Source organism: Pseudomonas sp. PA-1-6B, from assembly GCF_021609545.1.
GTDB lineage: Bacteria > Pseudomonadota > Gammaproteobacteria > Pseudomonadales > Pseudomonadaceae > Aquipseudomonas > Aquipseudomonas fluorescens_BV.
The window spans coordinates 98028-113493 of the sequence record NZ_WJZM01000003.1; the positions used below are offsets into that span (position 1 = coordinate 98028).

The 15466-nt window shown below is 61.1% G+C and carries 18 protein-coding genes; 8 read left to right on the forward strand and 10 right to left on the reverse strand.

Annotated elements, in window-relative coordinates; all coding sequences use genetic code 11:
* The first annotated feature begins 13 nt into the window (after positions 1-13).
* Positions 14-346, forward strand: coding sequence for a transcriptional regulator SutA (gene sutA / locus GIV35_RS02955; protein WP_014720461.1), 333 nt, complete (start codon positions 14-16; stop codon positions 344-346).
* A 188-nt stretch (positions 347-534) separates the two neighbouring features.
* On the opposite strand, the gene GIV35_RS02960 is transcribed toward sutA, so the two are convergent.
* Genes GIV35_RS02960 through lptM form a run of 6 tightly spaced genes read right to left on the reverse strand, consistent with a single transcriptional unit; the run spans position 535 to position 5122 of the window.
* Positions 535-1230: an HAD family hydrolase gene (locus tag GIV35_RS02960; protein WP_105228945.1), complete on the reverse strand. Its 696-nt coding sequence runs from the start codon at positions 1228-1230 to the stop codon at positions 535-537.
* A complete protein-coding gene (xerC, locus tag GIV35_RS02965) occupies positions 1227-2126 on the reverse strand; it encodes a tyrosine recombinase XerC (RefSeq protein WP_014720459.1) in 900 nt (299 codons plus the stop codon). The genes GIV35_RS02960 and xerC overlap by 4 nt, the downstream gene beginning before the upstream one ends.
* A gap of 2 nt (positions 2127-2128) precedes the next feature.
* The gene (locus tag GIV35_RS02970; RefSeq protein ID WP_054896015.1) at positions 2129-2845 is read right to left on the reverse strand and encodes a DUF484 family protein; all 717 of its coding nucleotides are present in this window, start codon (positions 2843-2845) and stop codon (positions 2129-2131) included.
* Between the two features lie 13 nt (positions 2846-2858).
* Positions 2859-3689 carry a diaminopimelate epimerase gene (dapF, locus tag GIV35_RS02975; protein ID WP_060766884.1) on the reverse strand — a complete coding sequence of 277 codons (831 nt, stop codon included), beginning with the start codon at positions 3687-3689 and terminating at the stop codon, positions 2859-2861.
* Positions 3690-3692: 3 nt separating this feature from the next.
* Positions 3693-4940, reverse strand: a complete 1248-nt coding sequence (gene lysA, locus GIV35_RS02980) for a diaminopimelate decarboxylase (RefSeq protein WP_236264211.1) — start codon at positions 4938-4940, stop codon at positions 3693-3695.
* A 14-nt stretch (positions 4941-4954) separates the two neighbouring features.
* A complete protein-coding gene (gene lptM / locus GIV35_RS02985; protein WP_003195417.1) occupies positions 4955-5122 on the reverse strand; it encodes an LPS translocon maturation chaperone LptM in 168 nt (55 codons plus the stop codon).
* Positions 5123-5360: 238 nt separating this feature from the next.
* Here lptM and cyaY point away from each other — a divergent pair, with 238 nt between their 5' ends.
* The 3 genes from cyaY to rnk all read left to right on the forward strand — a co-directional run bounded on the left by cyaY (position 5361) and on the right by rnk (position 6459).
* Positions 5361-5693 carry an iron donor protein CyaY gene (cyaY, locus tag GIV35_RS02990; protein WP_034129050.1) on the forward strand — a complete coding sequence of 111 codons (333 nt, stop codon included), beginning with the start codon at positions 5361-5363 and terminating at the stop codon, positions 5691-5693.
* Positions 5693-5914 (forward strand): DUF1289 domain-containing protein, encoded by a 222-nt coding sequence (locus tag GIV35_RS02995; protein ID WP_186353363.1) that lies wholly within the window; start codon positions 5693-5695, stop codon positions 5912-5914. The genes cyaY and GIV35_RS02995 overlap by 1 nt, the downstream gene beginning before the upstream one ends.
* Before the next feature lie 131 nt (positions 5915-6045).
* Positions 6046-6459: a nucleoside diphosphate kinase regulator gene (gene rnk / locus GIV35_RS03000; RefSeq protein ID WP_105228943.1), complete on the forward strand. Its 414-nt coding sequence runs from the start codon at positions 6046-6048 to the stop codon at positions 6457-6459.
* On the opposite strand, the gene GIV35_RS03005 is transcribed toward rnk, so the two are convergent.
* The 3 genes from GIV35_RS03005 to GIV35_RS03015 form a co-directional block, all read right to left on the reverse strand.
* Positions 6456-9296: a class I adenylate cyclase gene (locus tag GIV35_RS03005; RefSeq protein ID WP_236264213.1), complete on the reverse strand. Its 2841-nt coding sequence runs from the start codon at positions 9294-9296 to the stop codon at positions 6456-6458. The genes rnk and GIV35_RS03005 overlap by 4 nt on opposite strands.
* Before the next feature lie 169 nt (positions 9297-9465).
* Positions 9466-9720 carry a TIGR02647 family protein gene (locus tag GIV35_RS03010; RefSeq protein WP_003195403.1) on the reverse strand — a complete coding sequence of 85 codons (255 nt, stop codon included), beginning with the start codon at positions 9718-9720 and terminating at the stop codon, positions 9466-9468.
* Positions 9721-9815: 95 nt separating this feature from the next.
* Positions 9816-10100 (reverse strand): hypothetical protein, encoded by a 285-nt coding sequence (locus tag GIV35_RS03015; RefSeq protein WP_223022906.1) that lies wholly within the window; start codon positions 10098-10100, stop codon positions 9816-9818.
* Between the two features lie 125 nt (positions 10101-10225).
* Between GIV35_RS03015 and GIV35_RS03020 the strand changes: the two genes are divergently transcribed.
* Positions 10226-10885 carry a glutathione S-transferase family protein gene (locus GIV35_RS03020; RefSeq protein WP_236264215.1) on the forward strand — a complete coding sequence of 220 codons (660 nt, stop codon included), beginning with the start codon at positions 10226-10228 and terminating at the stop codon, positions 10883-10885.
* Between the two features lie 100 nt (positions 10886-10985).
* Here GIV35_RS03020 and argH read toward each other — a convergent pair whose 3' ends face one another.
* Positions 10986-12380 (reverse strand): argininosuccinate lyase, encoded by a 1395-nt coding sequence (gene argH / locus GIV35_RS03025; protein ID WP_003195396.1) that lies wholly within the window; start codon positions 12378-12380, stop codon positions 10986-10988.
* A gap of 501 nt (positions 12381-12881) precedes the next feature.
* On the opposite strand from argH, the gene GIV35_RS03030 reads away from it, so the two are divergent.
* From GIV35_RS03030 to GIV35_RS03040, 3 genes are all read left to right on the forward strand, one after another.
* Positions 12882-13628 carry a LytR/AlgR family response regulator transcription factor gene (locus tag GIV35_RS03030; RefSeq protein WP_003195394.1) on the forward strand — a complete coding sequence of 249 codons (747 nt, stop codon included), beginning with the start codon at positions 12882-12884 and terminating at the stop codon, positions 13626-13628.
* A gap of 138 nt (positions 13629-13766) precedes the next feature.
* Entirely contained in the window at positions 13767-14708 is a 942-nt protein-coding gene (gene hemC, locus GIV35_RS03035) for a hydroxymethylbilane synthase (protein ID WP_060766321.1), read from the forward strand.
* Positions 14705-15463, forward strand: a complete 759-nt coding sequence (locus GIV35_RS03040) for a uroporphyrinogen-III synthase (RefSeq protein ID WP_236264216.1) — start codon at positions 14705-14707, stop codon at positions 15461-15463. The genes hemC and GIV35_RS03040 overlap by 4 nt, the downstream gene beginning before the upstream one ends.
* Positions 15464-15466 lie beyond the last annotated feature (3 nt).

The following is a 15466-nucleotide window of genomic DNA, read 5'->3' on the forward strand; positions in this document are numbered from 1 at the left end:
CATGAGGTAGAACATGAGCGACGATGATCTGGAACAAGACGACCTCGAAGTAGGTGATGAAGACGACACCGAAGACGGTCTTGAAGTTGCGGCCGAAGACGTTGCTGAGGACGTCGATGACAGTGTTGGCGATGACGCGGCTCCCAAAGCCAAAGGCAAAGCCAAGGCGGCTGTGTCGGTAGACGAGTTGCCGAGCGTTGAAGCCAAGAACAAAGAGCGCGATGCCCTGGCGCGTGCGATGGAAGAGTTCCTCGCTAAAGGCGGCAAAGTGCAGGAAGTCGAGGCCAACGTGGTGGCTGATCCACCGAAGAAGCCGGATAACAAGTACGGCAGCCGACCTATCTGAGGTCTGCCTCCTGCTTGTAAGAAAAAGCCCGCCGTCGCTGCGGGCTTTTTCATGCCTGGAGCAATTTACCGGTTTGCTGCAATACCCTGTGGGAGCTGGCTTGCCTGCGATAGCGGTCTATCTGAGAGCCCTGTGTTGACTGATCCACCGCTATCGCAGGCAAGCCAGCTCCCACATTGGGGTCAGTGTTAGCTCCAGCGACTCAGCAGTGGCGGTAACTCCGTCAGGCTGCGAATTTGCGCATCCGGGCGCTTGTCACCCTCCCAGGCCTTGCCCGTGGGGTTGAACCACACTGCCCGCAGTCCCGCCTGCTGCGCGCCGGCGATGTCATCCCCAGGATGATCGCCCACATGCACTGCCGCGCTGGCGTCCACACCGCCACGCTGCAGTGCTTCATGAAACAGCCGTGCATCCGGCTTGGCGATGCCGATATCTTCAGCGCGCAGGGCAAAGTGAAAGTAGTCCGCCAGGCCCACACGCTGCACATCGGCATTGCCATTGGTGATCACGCCGAGCAGGAAGTGCTGGCGCAGCGCCTTGAGCATCGGCTCGGCTTCCGGAAACACGGTGAGTTGGTGGCGTGCGTGGATGAACGCTTCGAAGCAGACATCCGCCATCTCTGTGGCCTCAGGCTGGGGATAACCGGCCTCCTCGAACGCATGCATCAACACGCGATGACGCAGCAGGCTGATACGGTGTTTGAGTTCGGGATGACGCTGCAGCACCTGCTGGCGCAGGCTGGCAAAATGCTCAAGGGGCAGCTCGCCGACCTTGGACGCGTGGGTCGCCAGCCAGTCGCGCATCGACGCTTCGGCGCTGATGATGACGGGTACGTTGTCCCAGAGGGTGTCGTCCAGGTCGAAGGTGATCAGCTTGATACTCATGAGTCGCCGCCCTTGATGCGTTTGGCCCGTGGATGGGCGCTGTCGTACACCGTTGCCAGGTGCTGGAAGTCGAGGTGGGTGTAGATTTGCGTGGTCTTGATATCCGAGTGCCCGAGCAGCTCCTGCACGGCGCGCAGGTCCTGGGAGGATTCGAGCAGGTGGCTGGCAAAGGAATGACGCAACATGTGCGGGTGCAGATTCTGCCCCAGCTCGCGCTCGCCGGCAGCCTTGACCCGCAGTTGAATCGCCCGCGGCCCCAGGCGCCGGCCTTGCTGGCTGACAAACACGGCATCGTCTGCCGGGTTGGTCAAGAGACGTAGCGGCAGCCATAGCTGCAAGGCTTCGCGGGCTTTCCTGCCCACGGGCAGTACGCGCGTCTTGCTGCCTTTGCCGAGCACTTGCACCAGGCCATCGGCGAGGTCCAGCTGATCGAGGTTCAGCCCCGTCAGCTCCGACAGGCGCAGGCCCGAGGAATAGAACAGCTCGAGGATTGCCTGGTCGCGATGAGCCAGGAAGTCATCCTCGACGGCACCGTCGAGCAATTGCAGGGCGCGGTCTGTGTCCAGGGTCTTGGGCAGGCGCCGTTCGCCTTTGGGCGGTGACAGGCCATTGGCCGGGTCGTGGTCGCACAGGCCTTCGCGATTGAGGTAGTGATAGAGGCCGCGCACCGCCGATAGCAGGCGAGACAGGCTGCGGGAGGATTGGCCCTGTTGGTGCAACCGGGCGATCAGGCTGCGCAGGGCCTGGATATCCAGGGCCTTCCAACTGCTGACGTGCTGTTTTTCGCAATAGGCCAGGACCTTGTTCAAGTCCCGCCGATAAGCTTCCAGCGTGTGGGACGACACCTGGCGCTCATTGCGCAGGTGAGCGCAGTAAGCGTCCAGTTGCCGCTCCATGATCAGCGCACCGCGCGCAGGGTGGTGGTGTGGCGTGGCAGGACGCGGCCCAGCACTTCGGCGATATAGGTCAGGAACAACGTGCCCACCGAGCTTTTGTAGTGCGCCGGGTCGCGGCTGGCGATGGCCAATACCCCGTGCAAGCCTTGATGGCTGAGGGCGATAACGGCCGTAGAGCCGATCTGCTTGCGCTGTTCGGCGCCAAACAGGAAGTCCAGCTCATGCTCGCGCAAGGTGCCGCTGACAGTCTTGCCTTCGGACAGAAGGCCACCGATGGCTGTCTGCGCTTCGCCACCTGTGACCCAGCGCCCCACCGGCATCGGGTTATCGCTGAACAGGATCAGGCTGACGAAGGGCACCTGGAAATCCTCGCGCAGGCTGTCTTCCACGGCGATCACCGTTTCTTCCAGGCTGGCGGCATCCATCAGGGCCAGAATCAGGCGGCGGGTCTTGTCGAACAAGCGGTCGTTGTCGCGGGCCACGTCCATCAGATGAGAGAGCCGGTGGCGCATTTCAATGTTGCGCTCGCGCAGGATCTTCATCTGCCGCTCCACCAGCGACACGGTATCGCCGCGCTGGTGGGGAATGCGCAAGGCCGGCAGCAGTTCTTCGTGCTCGACGAAGAAGTCCGGGTTAGCCTCAAGGTACGCCGCGACAGCAGCGGCCTCCAGGCTTTCACTCGGGGTAGCGTGTGCGGGTACTTGAGGCTTATCGGTCATTAGCTTGGCTCACTCATAGACGGACCTGTCCTTCGTATACACGCGTGGCTGGCCCGGTCATCATCACCGGGTGGCCAGGGCCTGCCCATTCGATGGACAAACGTCCGCCGGGCAGGTCGATCAACAGTGGCGAATCCATCCACCCCTGGCTGATCGCGGCCACGGCAGCGGCGCAAGCACCGGTGCCGCAAGCCTGGGTTTCGCCGGCGCCGCGTTCCCATACCCGCAATTGCGCACGGTTACGGTCGATCACCTGCAGGAAGCCCACATTGACCCGTGCCGGAAAGCGCGGGTGATGTTCGATCTTCGGCCCCAGTTCATGCACGGGGGCGTTATTGATGTCGGTGACTCGCAGCACCGCATGGGGGTTGCCCATGGACACAGCGGCGACCTCCACGGTTTTGCCATCCACGTCCAGTGGGTAACTGAGGGCCTGCTCGGTGGCCTGGAACGGAATATCCGCCGGCACCAGGCGTGGGGCGCCCATGTTGACGCTGATCTGGCCATCATTGCGGATGTCCAGTTCGATCACGCCGCCCTTGGTTTCGACGCGAATCTGGCGTTTGGCAGTCAGGCGTTTGTCGAGCACAAAGCGCGCAAAGCAGCGCGCGCCGTTGCCGCACTGTTCCACTTCGGAACCGTCGGAGTTGAAGATCCGGTAACGGAAATCCACCTCCGGGTTGCTCGGCGCCTCGACCAGCAGCAACTGGTCGAAACCGATCCCGGTGTGGCGATCGCCCCACTGTTTGGCGTGCTTGGGCAGGATGTGCGCGTGCTGGCTGACCAGGTCGAGGACCATGAAATCATTACCCAGCCCGTGCATTTTGGTAAAACGCAGCAGCATGGCTTACTCCGGCAGCAGGCTTTCGCCAGCATACAACTCGGCTACCGTCTCGCGGCGACGCACTTCAAATGCTTGATCACCGTCCACCAGCACCTCGGCGGTGCGCCCGCGGGTGTTGTAGTTGGAACTCATGACAAACCCGTAGGCACCGGCCGAATGCACGGCCAGCAAATCACCTTCTTCAAGCGCCAACTCACGATCCTTGGCCAGGAAGTCGCCGGTCTCGCAGATGGGCCCGACGATGTCATAGGCGCGGGCGTCGCTTTTACGCGGCGTCACGGCGGTGACATCCATCCAGGCCTGGTACAGCGCTGGGCGGATCAGGTCGTTCATCGCCGCATCGACGATGGCGAAATCCTTGTGTTCGGTGTGCTTGAGGTACTCGACCTGGGTCAGCAACACGCCAGCGTTGGCGACGATGTAGCGGCCCGGCTCGAACATCAGCGTCAGGTCGCGGCCTTCGATGCGTTCGCGCACGGCTTGGATATAGTCGGCAATCAGCGGCGGCTCTTCATCGCGATAGCGCACACCCACGCCACCACCGAGGTCGATGTGGTGCAGGTAGATGCCGCACTCGCCCAGACGGTCGATCAAGGCCAGCAGGCGGTCGAGGGCATCCAGGAACGGTGGCAGGGTAGTCAGTTGCGAGCCGATATGGCAGTCGACACCCAGCACTTCCAGGTTCGGCAGTTGGGCGGCGCGGATGTACACGTCCTCGGCGTCGGCGATGGCAATGCCGAACTTGTTCTCTTTGAGACCGGTGGAAATGTACGGGTGGGTGCCGGCGTCGACATCCGGGTTGACGCGCAGGGAGATCGGCGCGCGAACGCCCATTTCGGCGGCAACGACTTGCAGGCGCTCCAGTTCGTCGGTGGATTCGACGTTGAAGCAATGTACGCCGACTTCCAGGGCACGGCGCATATCATCGCGGCTCTTGCCGACCCCGGAGAACACGATCTTGTCAGCCTGGCCGCCGGCGGCCAGTACGCGTTCCAGCTCGCCACGGGACACGATGTCGAAACCGGCGCCCAGGCGCGCCAGGACATTCAGTACACCCAGGTTGGAGTTGGCCTTGACTGCGTAGCACACCAGGTGCGGCACGCCGTCGAGGGCGTCGGTGAACGAGCGGTATTGAGCTTCGATATGCGCACGCGAGTACACATAGGTCGGGGTGCCGAAGCGCTGGGCAATCGCGGACAAGGCCACGCCTTCCGCGAACAGCTCGCCGTCCCGGTAGTTAAAAGCGTCCATAAGTTTCCCTTAACTTAGTAGGTGTCGTGCTTATGGGCTTTTGACGGCTTTTGCGACGATTGCGCCTGTTCGTTTGGATCTTTGCTGTCATCCGGCAGGTACAGCGGGCCTTTCTGGCCACAGGCACTAACGAGGCAAGCGACCGCGACGAGCGCAGCAAGGGAAGAGATCAGGCGCTTCATGGCGAAATCCTTGAATATGCATTAATTGCGCCCGAGTATACCGACCACCCGCCAGCTTGCCTATGCGCCGCACCACCCGTCCGGCGGGGGTTTGCCGAGACAGTAGGGAAGCAGGCTACGATGCCTGGGGATATTTCGTACCGTCATCCGTGATGAAATCAGTATCCTTTGCAATCGGCGAAGCTCGCCCGTATCGTGCGGCGCTTGAGCAAAACCAGACACTTTTGAGGTTGCCACAATGAGTTTGACCGAAGCCCGTTTTCACGACCTGGTGGATGCCACCCAAGAGAAGCTGGAAGATATTTTCGACGACAGCGGCCTGGACGTGGACCTGGAAAGCTCGGCCGGTGTGCTGACGGTCAAGTTCGAAAGCGGCCAGCAATTGATCTTCAGTCGCCAGGAGCCGCTGCGTCAGTTGTGGCTGGCGGCGCGCTCCGGTGGCGTTCACTTCGACTACGATGAAGAAAGCGGCAAATGGCAGTGCGACAAGAGTGAAGAGTTGCTGGGTGAGATGCTCATGCGCCTGGTTCAGGAATACACCGGCGTCGAGCTGGATTTCGACGAGATCTGATGGTGAGTGAGCCTGTAGCCGTACGCCCGCCCAAGCCGCTGTTCAGCAATGTCAGCCCGGCGGTGCCGTCACCTTGTATCAGTTTGTGTCGCCTGGACGAGCGGAAAGTCTGCCTTGGCTGCTTTCGCCATGTGGAAGACATCCGGGAATGGCGCTCTGCCGACGATGCGCGGCGCCGGGTGATCTGCGCCGAGGCCGAGCAGCGCAAGGCGAGCACCTGACGGCGTCTTGTTTATTTGTGTCGCTGTGGTAGTGTCCGGATACACCTCCATTCATCGAGGTCCGTGAGAACCCCGCCTTTTCCTGGCGGGGTTTTGCTTTTTTGTGCAGAAAAAAGGAGTCTGCCTGAATCATGACCACCGCACCGTCCATCATTCTTACCCGTCTTGACGTGCAGCGTCTGGAGCAACTGATCGACCGCTTGGGCGACGAGTTTCCCGGCGTCGAAGCGTTGCAAGCCGAACTCGACCGCGCCGAAGACGTGGTTGGTCACGATGAAGTGCCTGCGGGTGTCGTGACCATGAATTCCAGCGTGCATTGCCGTGAACAAAGCAGCGGCAAGGACTATCACCTGACGCTGGTCTACCCCAAGCACGCGAACGCCGACGAAGGCAAGATTTCGATCATGGCACCCGTGGGCAGCGCATTGCTTGGCCTGCAAGTGGGCCAGCACATCGACTGGCCGGCGCCAGGCGGCAAGACCCTCAAGCTGGAATTGCTCAACGTCGAAGGCCAGCCCAAAGATGGCGGCGCCTTCCCGCTCTAAACCTGATCCAAGGCCGCATTGAGTGACTGTTCCAGTTCGGCTTTATAGCGCAGGTACAGATTGCTTGGGCTTTGCACATCACCGAGCAGCCCCGACAGATCCAGGTCAGTGATATAGCCGCGGTAACGCTCGGTTTCCCGACGTTGCCCGACGATCTCCCGGGCGACCACCGCAAACAGCTGGTCGCCAAATTCCAGTTCGGAAAACTCCCGCTGATTGCAGTACAGGGTGATCCCTACCTGGCCTGGCGCGCCCTTACCGATGATGGCCTGCACGTCATAAAACGCCTTGTTGGCCGGGTCTTGCGGGGCCGGTCGTGGCTCCACGCCCCGCGCCCGGCCGTTGCCCGATGGCAACAGTTGGTAATATAGAATCTGTATCTCGCCCGCGGGTTGCTGGGTGTCCAGGGACGATAGTGCTTCGCGGCGATACAGGATCGATTGCAAAAAGCGCTGCAACGGCGCCAACAGGCTTTGCTCATCATGAAACGGCAAACGCTGTTGCCAGAGCGCGTTGAATTCGTCGAGCACGTAGACGTCGGTGAAGCCTTCATTGACTCGGTAGAACACCTGCACACACTCGGCTTGGCCCATGGGCAGCAGCAGCGCCAGGTCGTGGTCTTCCAAGGCCATGGCGTCCAGGTGCCACGGGCTATAGCTGACCAGCTCCTCGCTGAGGTAGGCGATCAGCGCGTCCTGGGTCGGCAGTGACACATGGGTGGCCTGGCCCGGTACCAGTTCCATGACGTGATAATGCTGCTGCACCTGGAGCAGGTAGCGATGATTGCCCTGGCCGAGCAGCAGATGCTGCGCGGTGTCGAATACCTCTTCCACCCGCTGGGCAATGAACTGTGCCCGGTTGTGGCAAAAACAACGCACTCGCAGGCGTGGCAGATGGTTCGAGGGCAGTTGGTTGAGGTAGTCGCGCAGGCAGTCGAGCAGGGCGTGCGGGCCGTCATAGCGGCTGACCATTACTTCGTTCCAACTGTTGAGCGTGACTTGGTCCAGAGTCAGCACCAGGTTGTCGCGCACGCCGGCATAGCTCAGGGAGTCGGTGCGCTCCGTGGTCATCAGGATATTCAGGTCGCGATGATGCTTGAGCGGGTCAACCCCGACGTTGATCAGCAGCAGCACCTCTTCTGGCACTGCCGGGCGCAGCAAGCGGACCTCGTCGACACTGGCCAGGGGCAGGGTGATGGTCTGTTGCAGGCTGCCCAGCAGGTTGAACAGCTCGAACTCGGTCATGTCACTGGTGCCGGGGTGCAGCGCCAGGCGGGTGCTGCTGTCGATCACGCCGTTGCGATGGCACCAGGTGAGCATTTCCAGCAGGTCGCGGCTGCGTTTGATCGGTGCAAAGTGTTCCCATTCGAGAGCGGTAAGGTTGCCGTTATACAGGCCCCAATGGTGTTGGCCCGGCTCCTTGCGGTTGGGCGACTGCACCAGAGTCAAGGTATCTTCGGCCAGGTCAGGGGCGATGCCAGGGTTGATGAACTCGACCTTGCCGGCCTTGCGCTCGAACGCCGCGTACAAGCGGCGGCCCAGTACATTGAGCTCGCGCTTATTGACCGCGCTGGCGGTCTGTTCGCTGCGGGTGAACTGGGTGAGGAAGCGGTAGCTGTAGTTCAACTCATTGACCAGAGCACGGCGCTCGGAGGCGACCTGGCGCACTTTCCATTGGCTGCGGCTGTCCAGCAGGGCCAGTTGACGCGTGTCCCAGCCCCACTCATGCGCCAGGCGTTCCAGCAGCTGCCGTTGCCAACCGGCGGTGCGCTGGCCGGCGCTGAGCTTGCGGTTGACCTTCAGGTACAGGCTGCGCCGCACCAATTCCAGGCGCTCCAGCTCGTTGCGGGCCTTGAGGTACTCCTCGATACGGCGGTAGACCATGATGTACGGGTCCAGCTCATCCAGGTCTACCTGATGGCTGAACACCGCCTGTTTGAAGCGCAGGCTCAGGCAGTGCACGTTCGGGTGTTCGCTGGCATAGACCTCGGTCAGCAGCAGCTTGAGCACCGACTTGTAGGGCGACTCGATGCCCTTGAACAGTTGCCACAGCCCGGCACCAATAAACTCCCCCGGAGGAATATGAGCCAGATGGCCGAGGTCGAGGGTTTCATCGGTGCGGATAAAACGCTTGGACACCAGGGTGTGAGTAAATTCGGCGTAGCGGCTTTCTTCGTAGACCGGCACCAGCCACCAGATGGGCGTGCGCCCGGCCAGCCAGATCGCGGTGCGATAGAACTCATCCAACAGCAGGTAGTGCTGGGTGGTGCCGCAGTCGTCGGAACTCAGTTGGGTATCGCGATCACCCAACACAAAGCGCGTCGGGTCGATCAGGAAGAAATGCGCTTCGGCGCCCATGCCCAAGGCCCAGGTTTCCAGCAGTTGGCACTTTTTGCGCAGCTCGGCCAGCTCGGTTTCGCTCAGGTCGGGAGCGTGGCACACCCACACGTCCATATCGCTTTGATCGGCCTGGGCCAGGGTGCCAAGGCTGCCCATCAGGAACAAGCCGTGGATCGGCGTAGGCGGGTTGCCGTGGCGCGGTTTATAGGAGAACGAACGGGTCAGGCGCTGGGCATCTGCCAGGGCCAGGGCGTCCGGTTCGAAATTCGACAGCCCGGCCGGCGTGCTGCTAGAGACATAGCCCGGCAAGAGTGGGTGATTGACGTGGAAAAACAGCGGCAACAAGGCCAGCACGCTTTGCTGACGTGGCGTCAGCCCCTCGACGGCCCGGGACATGCGGCCTTGATTGAGGGTCATGAAACGCGCGCGCAGTTGGGTCAGCACCTTGCGGTCGATGCCTTCGTCCAGATCGGGGCGGATTTCATGGGTGGGGGTCATGTCGAACTCGTTGGCTCGCAGGGCCCGACGCGGGCTGCCATGCAGGAGTTTACAGACAGTAGCGTAGGAGTTTTAGAGGGAAATGGCTTTTTGGCGTCAGAATTCTGTATGCCGCGCAGCAATGCCCGCGGAATCCGCAGGCGGCGGACTCCATGGGCCGTATCAGGTATCAGGCGGCTTCTTTGGTGCTGGCAGTGGTGAGGATGGTCAGCAGGGTTTGGGCTTGCTCGGCAGCGTCCCGGCCAAGGCTCGTCAGGTAGCCCCCGTCCGGTTGGTCGATCAGCCCTTTGGCATGGAGGCGCTTGGCAGCGGCGATGGCAGTAGGGGCGGCAGTCTGATGGACTTTCAAGCCTTCCTTGGTGCTGTCCAAGGGAAAGAGTACAAGGATTTCCAGTTCGGCAACCAACTCAGGGGTATACGACATAAGGACTCCAGACTTTCTAAAATTTATTAGAGGCTAGCAGGCCATAAGGTGAACGCACTTTGCCGAACTGTCCAGCGTGTTGCTGCGTGCCGGGGTTATTCCTTTTCCGGCGGCAGCTCGGGCAGTGCCCGCAGCGCCGTTTCATACCACTCGGTATTGAAGGCGCGGTCATCTTCGAGCATGGCATCGATCTCGAACGCCAACACGTGAGCCATCATATTCAGGATATCTTCGCGCTCGTAACCCACCAGGGTCAGTTTGTTGAACGTAGCCTTGGCCGCTGGCGGGTTATCGCTCTCGATCTGGTTCTCGATGGCTTCGATCAGCGTGGTCTCGGTGAATTCTTCTTCGTCGTTGTCGATATCGGTCGGCTCGCTCATGGCAGGCTCCTCAAGGAAAGGGCGTCAGTCTACCCCCATTCAGGTGGGTGATGCTGCTGGTCAGGGTGCCCTCGAGGATCTATAACTCTTGCAGCCAACCCCATACCCGGCCTGGAGGCTTTGCGATGCTCAAGCTTTACGGATTTTCGGTCAGCAACTACTACAACATGGTCAAGCTGGCGCTGTTGGAGAAAGGACGGCCCTTCGAAGAGGTGCCTTTTTATGCCGGTCAAACCCCAGAAGCTTTGGCGTTAAGCCCCCGCGGCAAAGTGCCGGTGCTGGGTGTGAAGCAGGGGTTCATCAACGAAACCAGCGTCATCCTCGAATACCTCGAGCAGAGCCAGGAAGGCCCGGCGCTGTTGCCCGCCGACCCGTTTGCGCGGGCTCAGGTGTTGGCGTTGTGCCGTGAGATCGAGCTGTACATCGAACTGCCTGCGCGGGCGTGTTACGCCGAGGCTTTTTTCGGCATGACGGTGCCGGAGGCGATCAAGGAAAAATCCAGGGCCGAGCTGCTGCTTGGGATGGGTACGTTAGGCCGGCACGCTAAGTTTGCGCCTTATGTGGCAGGGGAGAGCTTTACCCTCGCGGACCTGTATTTCATGTACAGCCTGAACCTGGCCTGCGGTGTGGGCGAGAAGCTGTTTGGGCTGGACCTGCTGGAGCAGTTGCCGAAGGCGAAGGCATTGTTGGCACGCCTGAATGAGATGCCCAATGCGCAGAAGGTAGAGGTGGACAGGCAGGCGGCGATGCCGGCGTTCATGGCGATGATTGCGGCCAAGAAATAAACCTTTGGCTTCTGTAAGGGCGCCATCGCGGGCAAGCCCGCTCCCACATTTTGATGTGTGAACCCAATCAAGTGTGGGAGCTGGCTTGCCTGCGATGCTTTTAGCGGCTGGCGAGCAATTCTTTGCCGCGCACGACCGCCGCCTTGACCTGTGCCGGCGCAGTGCCGCCCACATGGTTACGGGCATTCACCGAGCCTTCCAGGGTCAGCACGGCAAACACATCCTGCTCGATCTGATCGCTGAACTGGCGCAGTTCTTCCAGGCTCATTTCCGCAAGGTCCTTGCCGGTGTCCACCCCGTACTTCACGGCGTGGCCAACGATTTCGTGGCAGTCACGGAACGGCAGGCCACGGCGCACCAGGTAATCCGCCAGGTCGGTCGCGGTGGAGAACCCGCGCAGTGCTGCTTCACGCATGATCGCGTGCTTGGGCTTGATCGCCGGGATCATGTCGGCAAAGGCGCGCAGCGAGTCGCGCAGGGTGTCGGCGGCGTCGAAGAGCGGTTCCTTGTCTTCCTGGTTGTCCTTGTTGTAGGCCAGTGGTTGACCTTTCATCAGGGTCAGCAGGCCCATCAGCGCGCCAAACACACGGCCGCTCTTGCCACGCACCAGCTCTGGCACGTCGGGGTTTTTCTTTTGCGGCATGATCGAGCTGCCGGTGCAGAAGCGGTCCGGCAGGTCGATGAACTGGAATTGCGCGCTGGTCCATAGCACCAGCTCTTCGGAGAAGCGCGACAGGTGCATCATCGCGATGCTGGCGGCGGCGCAGAATTCAATGGCGAAGTCACGGTCCGACACGCCGTCCAAAGAATTGCCTCCCACGGCGTCAAAGCCCAGCAGTTGTGCGGTGTACTCACGGTCGATCGGGTAGGTGGTGCCGGCCAGTGCAGCGCTGCCCAGCGGCATGCGGTTGGCGCGCTTGCGGCAATCGACCAGGCGTTCGTAGTCGCGGCTGAGCATTTCGAACCAGGCCAGCAGGTGGTGGCCGAAGGTCACGGGTTGTGCGGTCTGCAGGTGGGTGAAGCCGGGCATGATGGTGTCCGATTCACGCTCGGCCTGCTCCAGCAAGCCTTTTTGCAGGCGGGTGATTTCGCCCAGGATCAGGTCGATCTCATCGCGCAGCCACAGGCGGATATCGGTGGCGACCTGGTCGTTACGGCTACGGCCGGTGTGCAGTTTTTTGCCGGTCACGCCGATGCGATCAGTGAGACGTGCCTCGATGTTCATGTGCACGTCTTCGAGGTCGACGCGCCAGTCGAACGTCCCTGCCTCGATCTCACCGCGGATGGTGGTCAGGCCGTCGATGATGCTGTCACGCTCCGCGTCGGTCAGTACGCCGACCTTGGCCAGCATCGTAGCGTGGGCGATGGAGCCCATGATGTCGTGGCGGTACAGGCGTTGATCGAAGGTGACGGAGGCGGTGAAGCGCGCGACGAAGGCGTCGACGGGTTCACTGAAGCGGCCGCCCCAGGACTGGTTGGTCTTGTCGGTGCTCATGGATTCGCTCGTGATCTGCTTAAAAGAGGCATGAAGGTGTACCGGCGATCATAACAGGGTTGCCCGTGGAGGCGGTGCTGCGGGTGGTCGGCAATTTTATTTGTGTAAGAGATGGCTAAGTGCCTTGCCGCCGATCGCATCCGGGACGAGACTGGTGACAGGTACTTATTGAAACGATATTTGACGATTGAGCAATGTCGCCTCAGTGAGCGTCTACAGTTGGACTGATAGTGTGTGAATGCACCAAAGTCGGGTGATGCGGTCATAACCAGACTATCCATTAAACAGGGGGGTATTCGGATTGTTTATCAGTGAACCCTACGACGATGCCCGAATGCAGCGGGTCTTGGGCGCTATTGAACAGGTCCGGGTAAATTTGGGTGCCATTCTCAGGGCACTTTTTGCCGCTCGCGCTAGTCTTAGCGTGGATCGCTGTGACGTCAGTCACCGCACCTGTCTACGCTATCCTTGTGCGAGACTCACGCAGGAATCCAGCGCAATATGAATGTCCTGATCGTTGATGACGAACCCCAAGCCCGCGAGCGACTGAGCCGTCTGGTCAGTGAACTCGAGGGTTATACAGTCCTTGAACCGAGTGCCACCAGCGGCGAGGAGGCGTTGACGCTGATCGACAGCCACAAGCCCGATGTAGTGCTGCTCGATATCCGCATGCCGGGCTTTGATGGCCTGCAGGTCGCCGCCCGCTTGAGCGAACGCGAATCGCCGCCTGCCGTGGTGTTGTGTGCGGCGCAGGATGAGTTTTCTGCACAGGCGCTGGAAGACAGCGGTGTCAGTTTTCTCGTCAAACCGGCCACTGCCGAGGCCTTGCTCAAAGCCTTGAAAAAAGCCGAGCGTCCCAGCCGCGCCCAACTGGCTGCCTTGACGCAACCGGCTGCGCAAAGTGGTAACGGGCCACGCAGCCATATCAGCGCGCGTACCCGCAAGGGCATCGAACTGATCCCACTCGGCCAGGTGGTCTACTTTATTGCCGATCACAAATACGTGACCTTGCGCCACGAGACCGGTGAGGTGTTGCTCGATGAGCCGCTCAAGGCGCTTGAAGACGAGTTTGGCGAGCGTTTCGTGCGCATTCATCGCAACGCGCTGGTCGCCCGTGAACGCATCGAGCGCCTGCAGCGCACGCCTCTGGGGCACTTTCAGCTATTCCTGAAGGGGCTCAATGGCGATGCGTTGATTGTCAGCCGACGCCATGTCGCTGGCGTGCGCAAAATGATGCAGCAGCTTTAGCCCAAGGGCTGCGGCGCGGTCTGCATTCCTTATGCCGGTGCGACGTGGCCAGGGAGGCCCCGCACTTGCTGATTCAAATCAAAGCGTATTTGCCTGAGCTGTTATTATCCGCCGTATCTATTCAGTACGGATTGATCCATGTCCTCTCGCGAAATCCGCATCGCCACCCGTAAAAGCGCCTTGGCCTTGTGGCAGGCCGAATACGTCAAAGCACGCCTTGAGCAGGCCCATCCCGGCCTCAAGGTCTCCCTGGTGCCCATGGTCAGTCGTGGCGACAAGCTGCTGGACTCGCCACTGTCGAAAATCGGCGGCAAGGGCCTGTTCGTCAAGGAATTGGAAACTGCGCTGCTGGACAACGAAGCCGACATCGCCGTGCATTCGATGAAAGACGTGCCCATGGACTTCCCTGAAGGCCTGGGCCTTTTTTGTATCTGCGAGCGCGAAGACCCGCGCGACGCCTTCGTTTCCAACACCTTCGCGTCCCTGGACGAGCTGCCGCTGGGCAGTATCGTCGGCACCTCCAGCCTGCGTCGCCAGGCCCAATTGCTGACGCGGCGTCCCGACCTGCAGATCCGCTTTTTGCGTGGCAACGTCAACACGCGCCTGGCCAAGCTGGACGCCGGGGAATACGACGCGATCATCCTCGCCGCTGCCGGCCTGATCCGCCTGGGCTTCGAAGACCGCATCACCTCGGCCATCAGCGTCGAAGACAGCCTGCCCGCTGGCGGGCAGGGCGCAGTCGGCATCGAATGTCGCACCGCCGACAGCGAAATTCACGCACTGCTCAAGCCTCTCGATCACGCGGACACCGAAGTGCGTGTTACCGCCGAGCGTGCCTTGAACAAACACCTCAACGGTGGCTGCCAAGTGCCTATCGCCTGCTATGCCGTACTCGAAGGTGAGAACCTGTGGCTGCGTGGCCTGGTCGGTGATCCGGACGGCGGTAACCTGCTGACCGCCGAGGTGCGTGGGCCGCAGCGTGATGCCACGGCCCTGGGGATTCAGGTCGCCGAGGAACTGCTGGAAAAAGGCGCGGGTGCCATTTTGCAAAAAGTCTATGGCGAGGCCGGCCCGCAGTGACCAAATGGCGAGTGCTGCTGACGCGGCCCGCCGAGGAATCGACGGCCGTGGCGGCGTTATTGGCCAAGAGCGGCATTCACAGCAGCTGCCTGCCTTTGCTGGAGACTGAAGCCTTGCCCCTGACCGCAGAGCAACACGCGGTGTTCGGCGCGCTGCCGCGCTATTGCGCTGTCATCGTGGTGAGCAAGCCGGCTGCACGCCTGGCGTTGCAGCGGTTGGGGGGCTGTGTGCCGCCAATGCCCTGGTTCAGTGTCGGCGCGGCGACGGCACAGATACTGGCTGATCATGGCCTCAAGGTTCACTATCCCGCCACTGGCGACGATAGCGAGGCCTTGCTTGAACTGCCCGCCTTGCGCGAGGCTATTGCACAGCCTGGCGGCCGGGTGTTGATCCTGCGCGGCGAGGGCGGGCGTGAGTTGCTGGCAGAGCGTTTACGCGAGCAAGGTGCTAGTGTCGATTACCTGGAATTGTATCGGCGTTTTCTTCCGGTGTATGAGAAGGGCGCGTTGATGCAACGCATCCAGTTGGAACGCTTGAACGGCCTGGTGGTCAGCAGTGGGCAGGGTTTTTTACACCTGCACGCGTCAGCCGGCCCCGATTGGCCAGAGGTGGCACAGCTGCCGTTGTTCGTGCCCAGCCCGCGTGTATGTGAAATGGCGCGGGCCGCGGGTGCAGAAAAAGTTGTGGATTGTCGCGGCGCGAGTGCCGCGGCTTTGTTAGTGGCGTTAGGGAGCTATCCCGTTCCCACTCTCTGATAC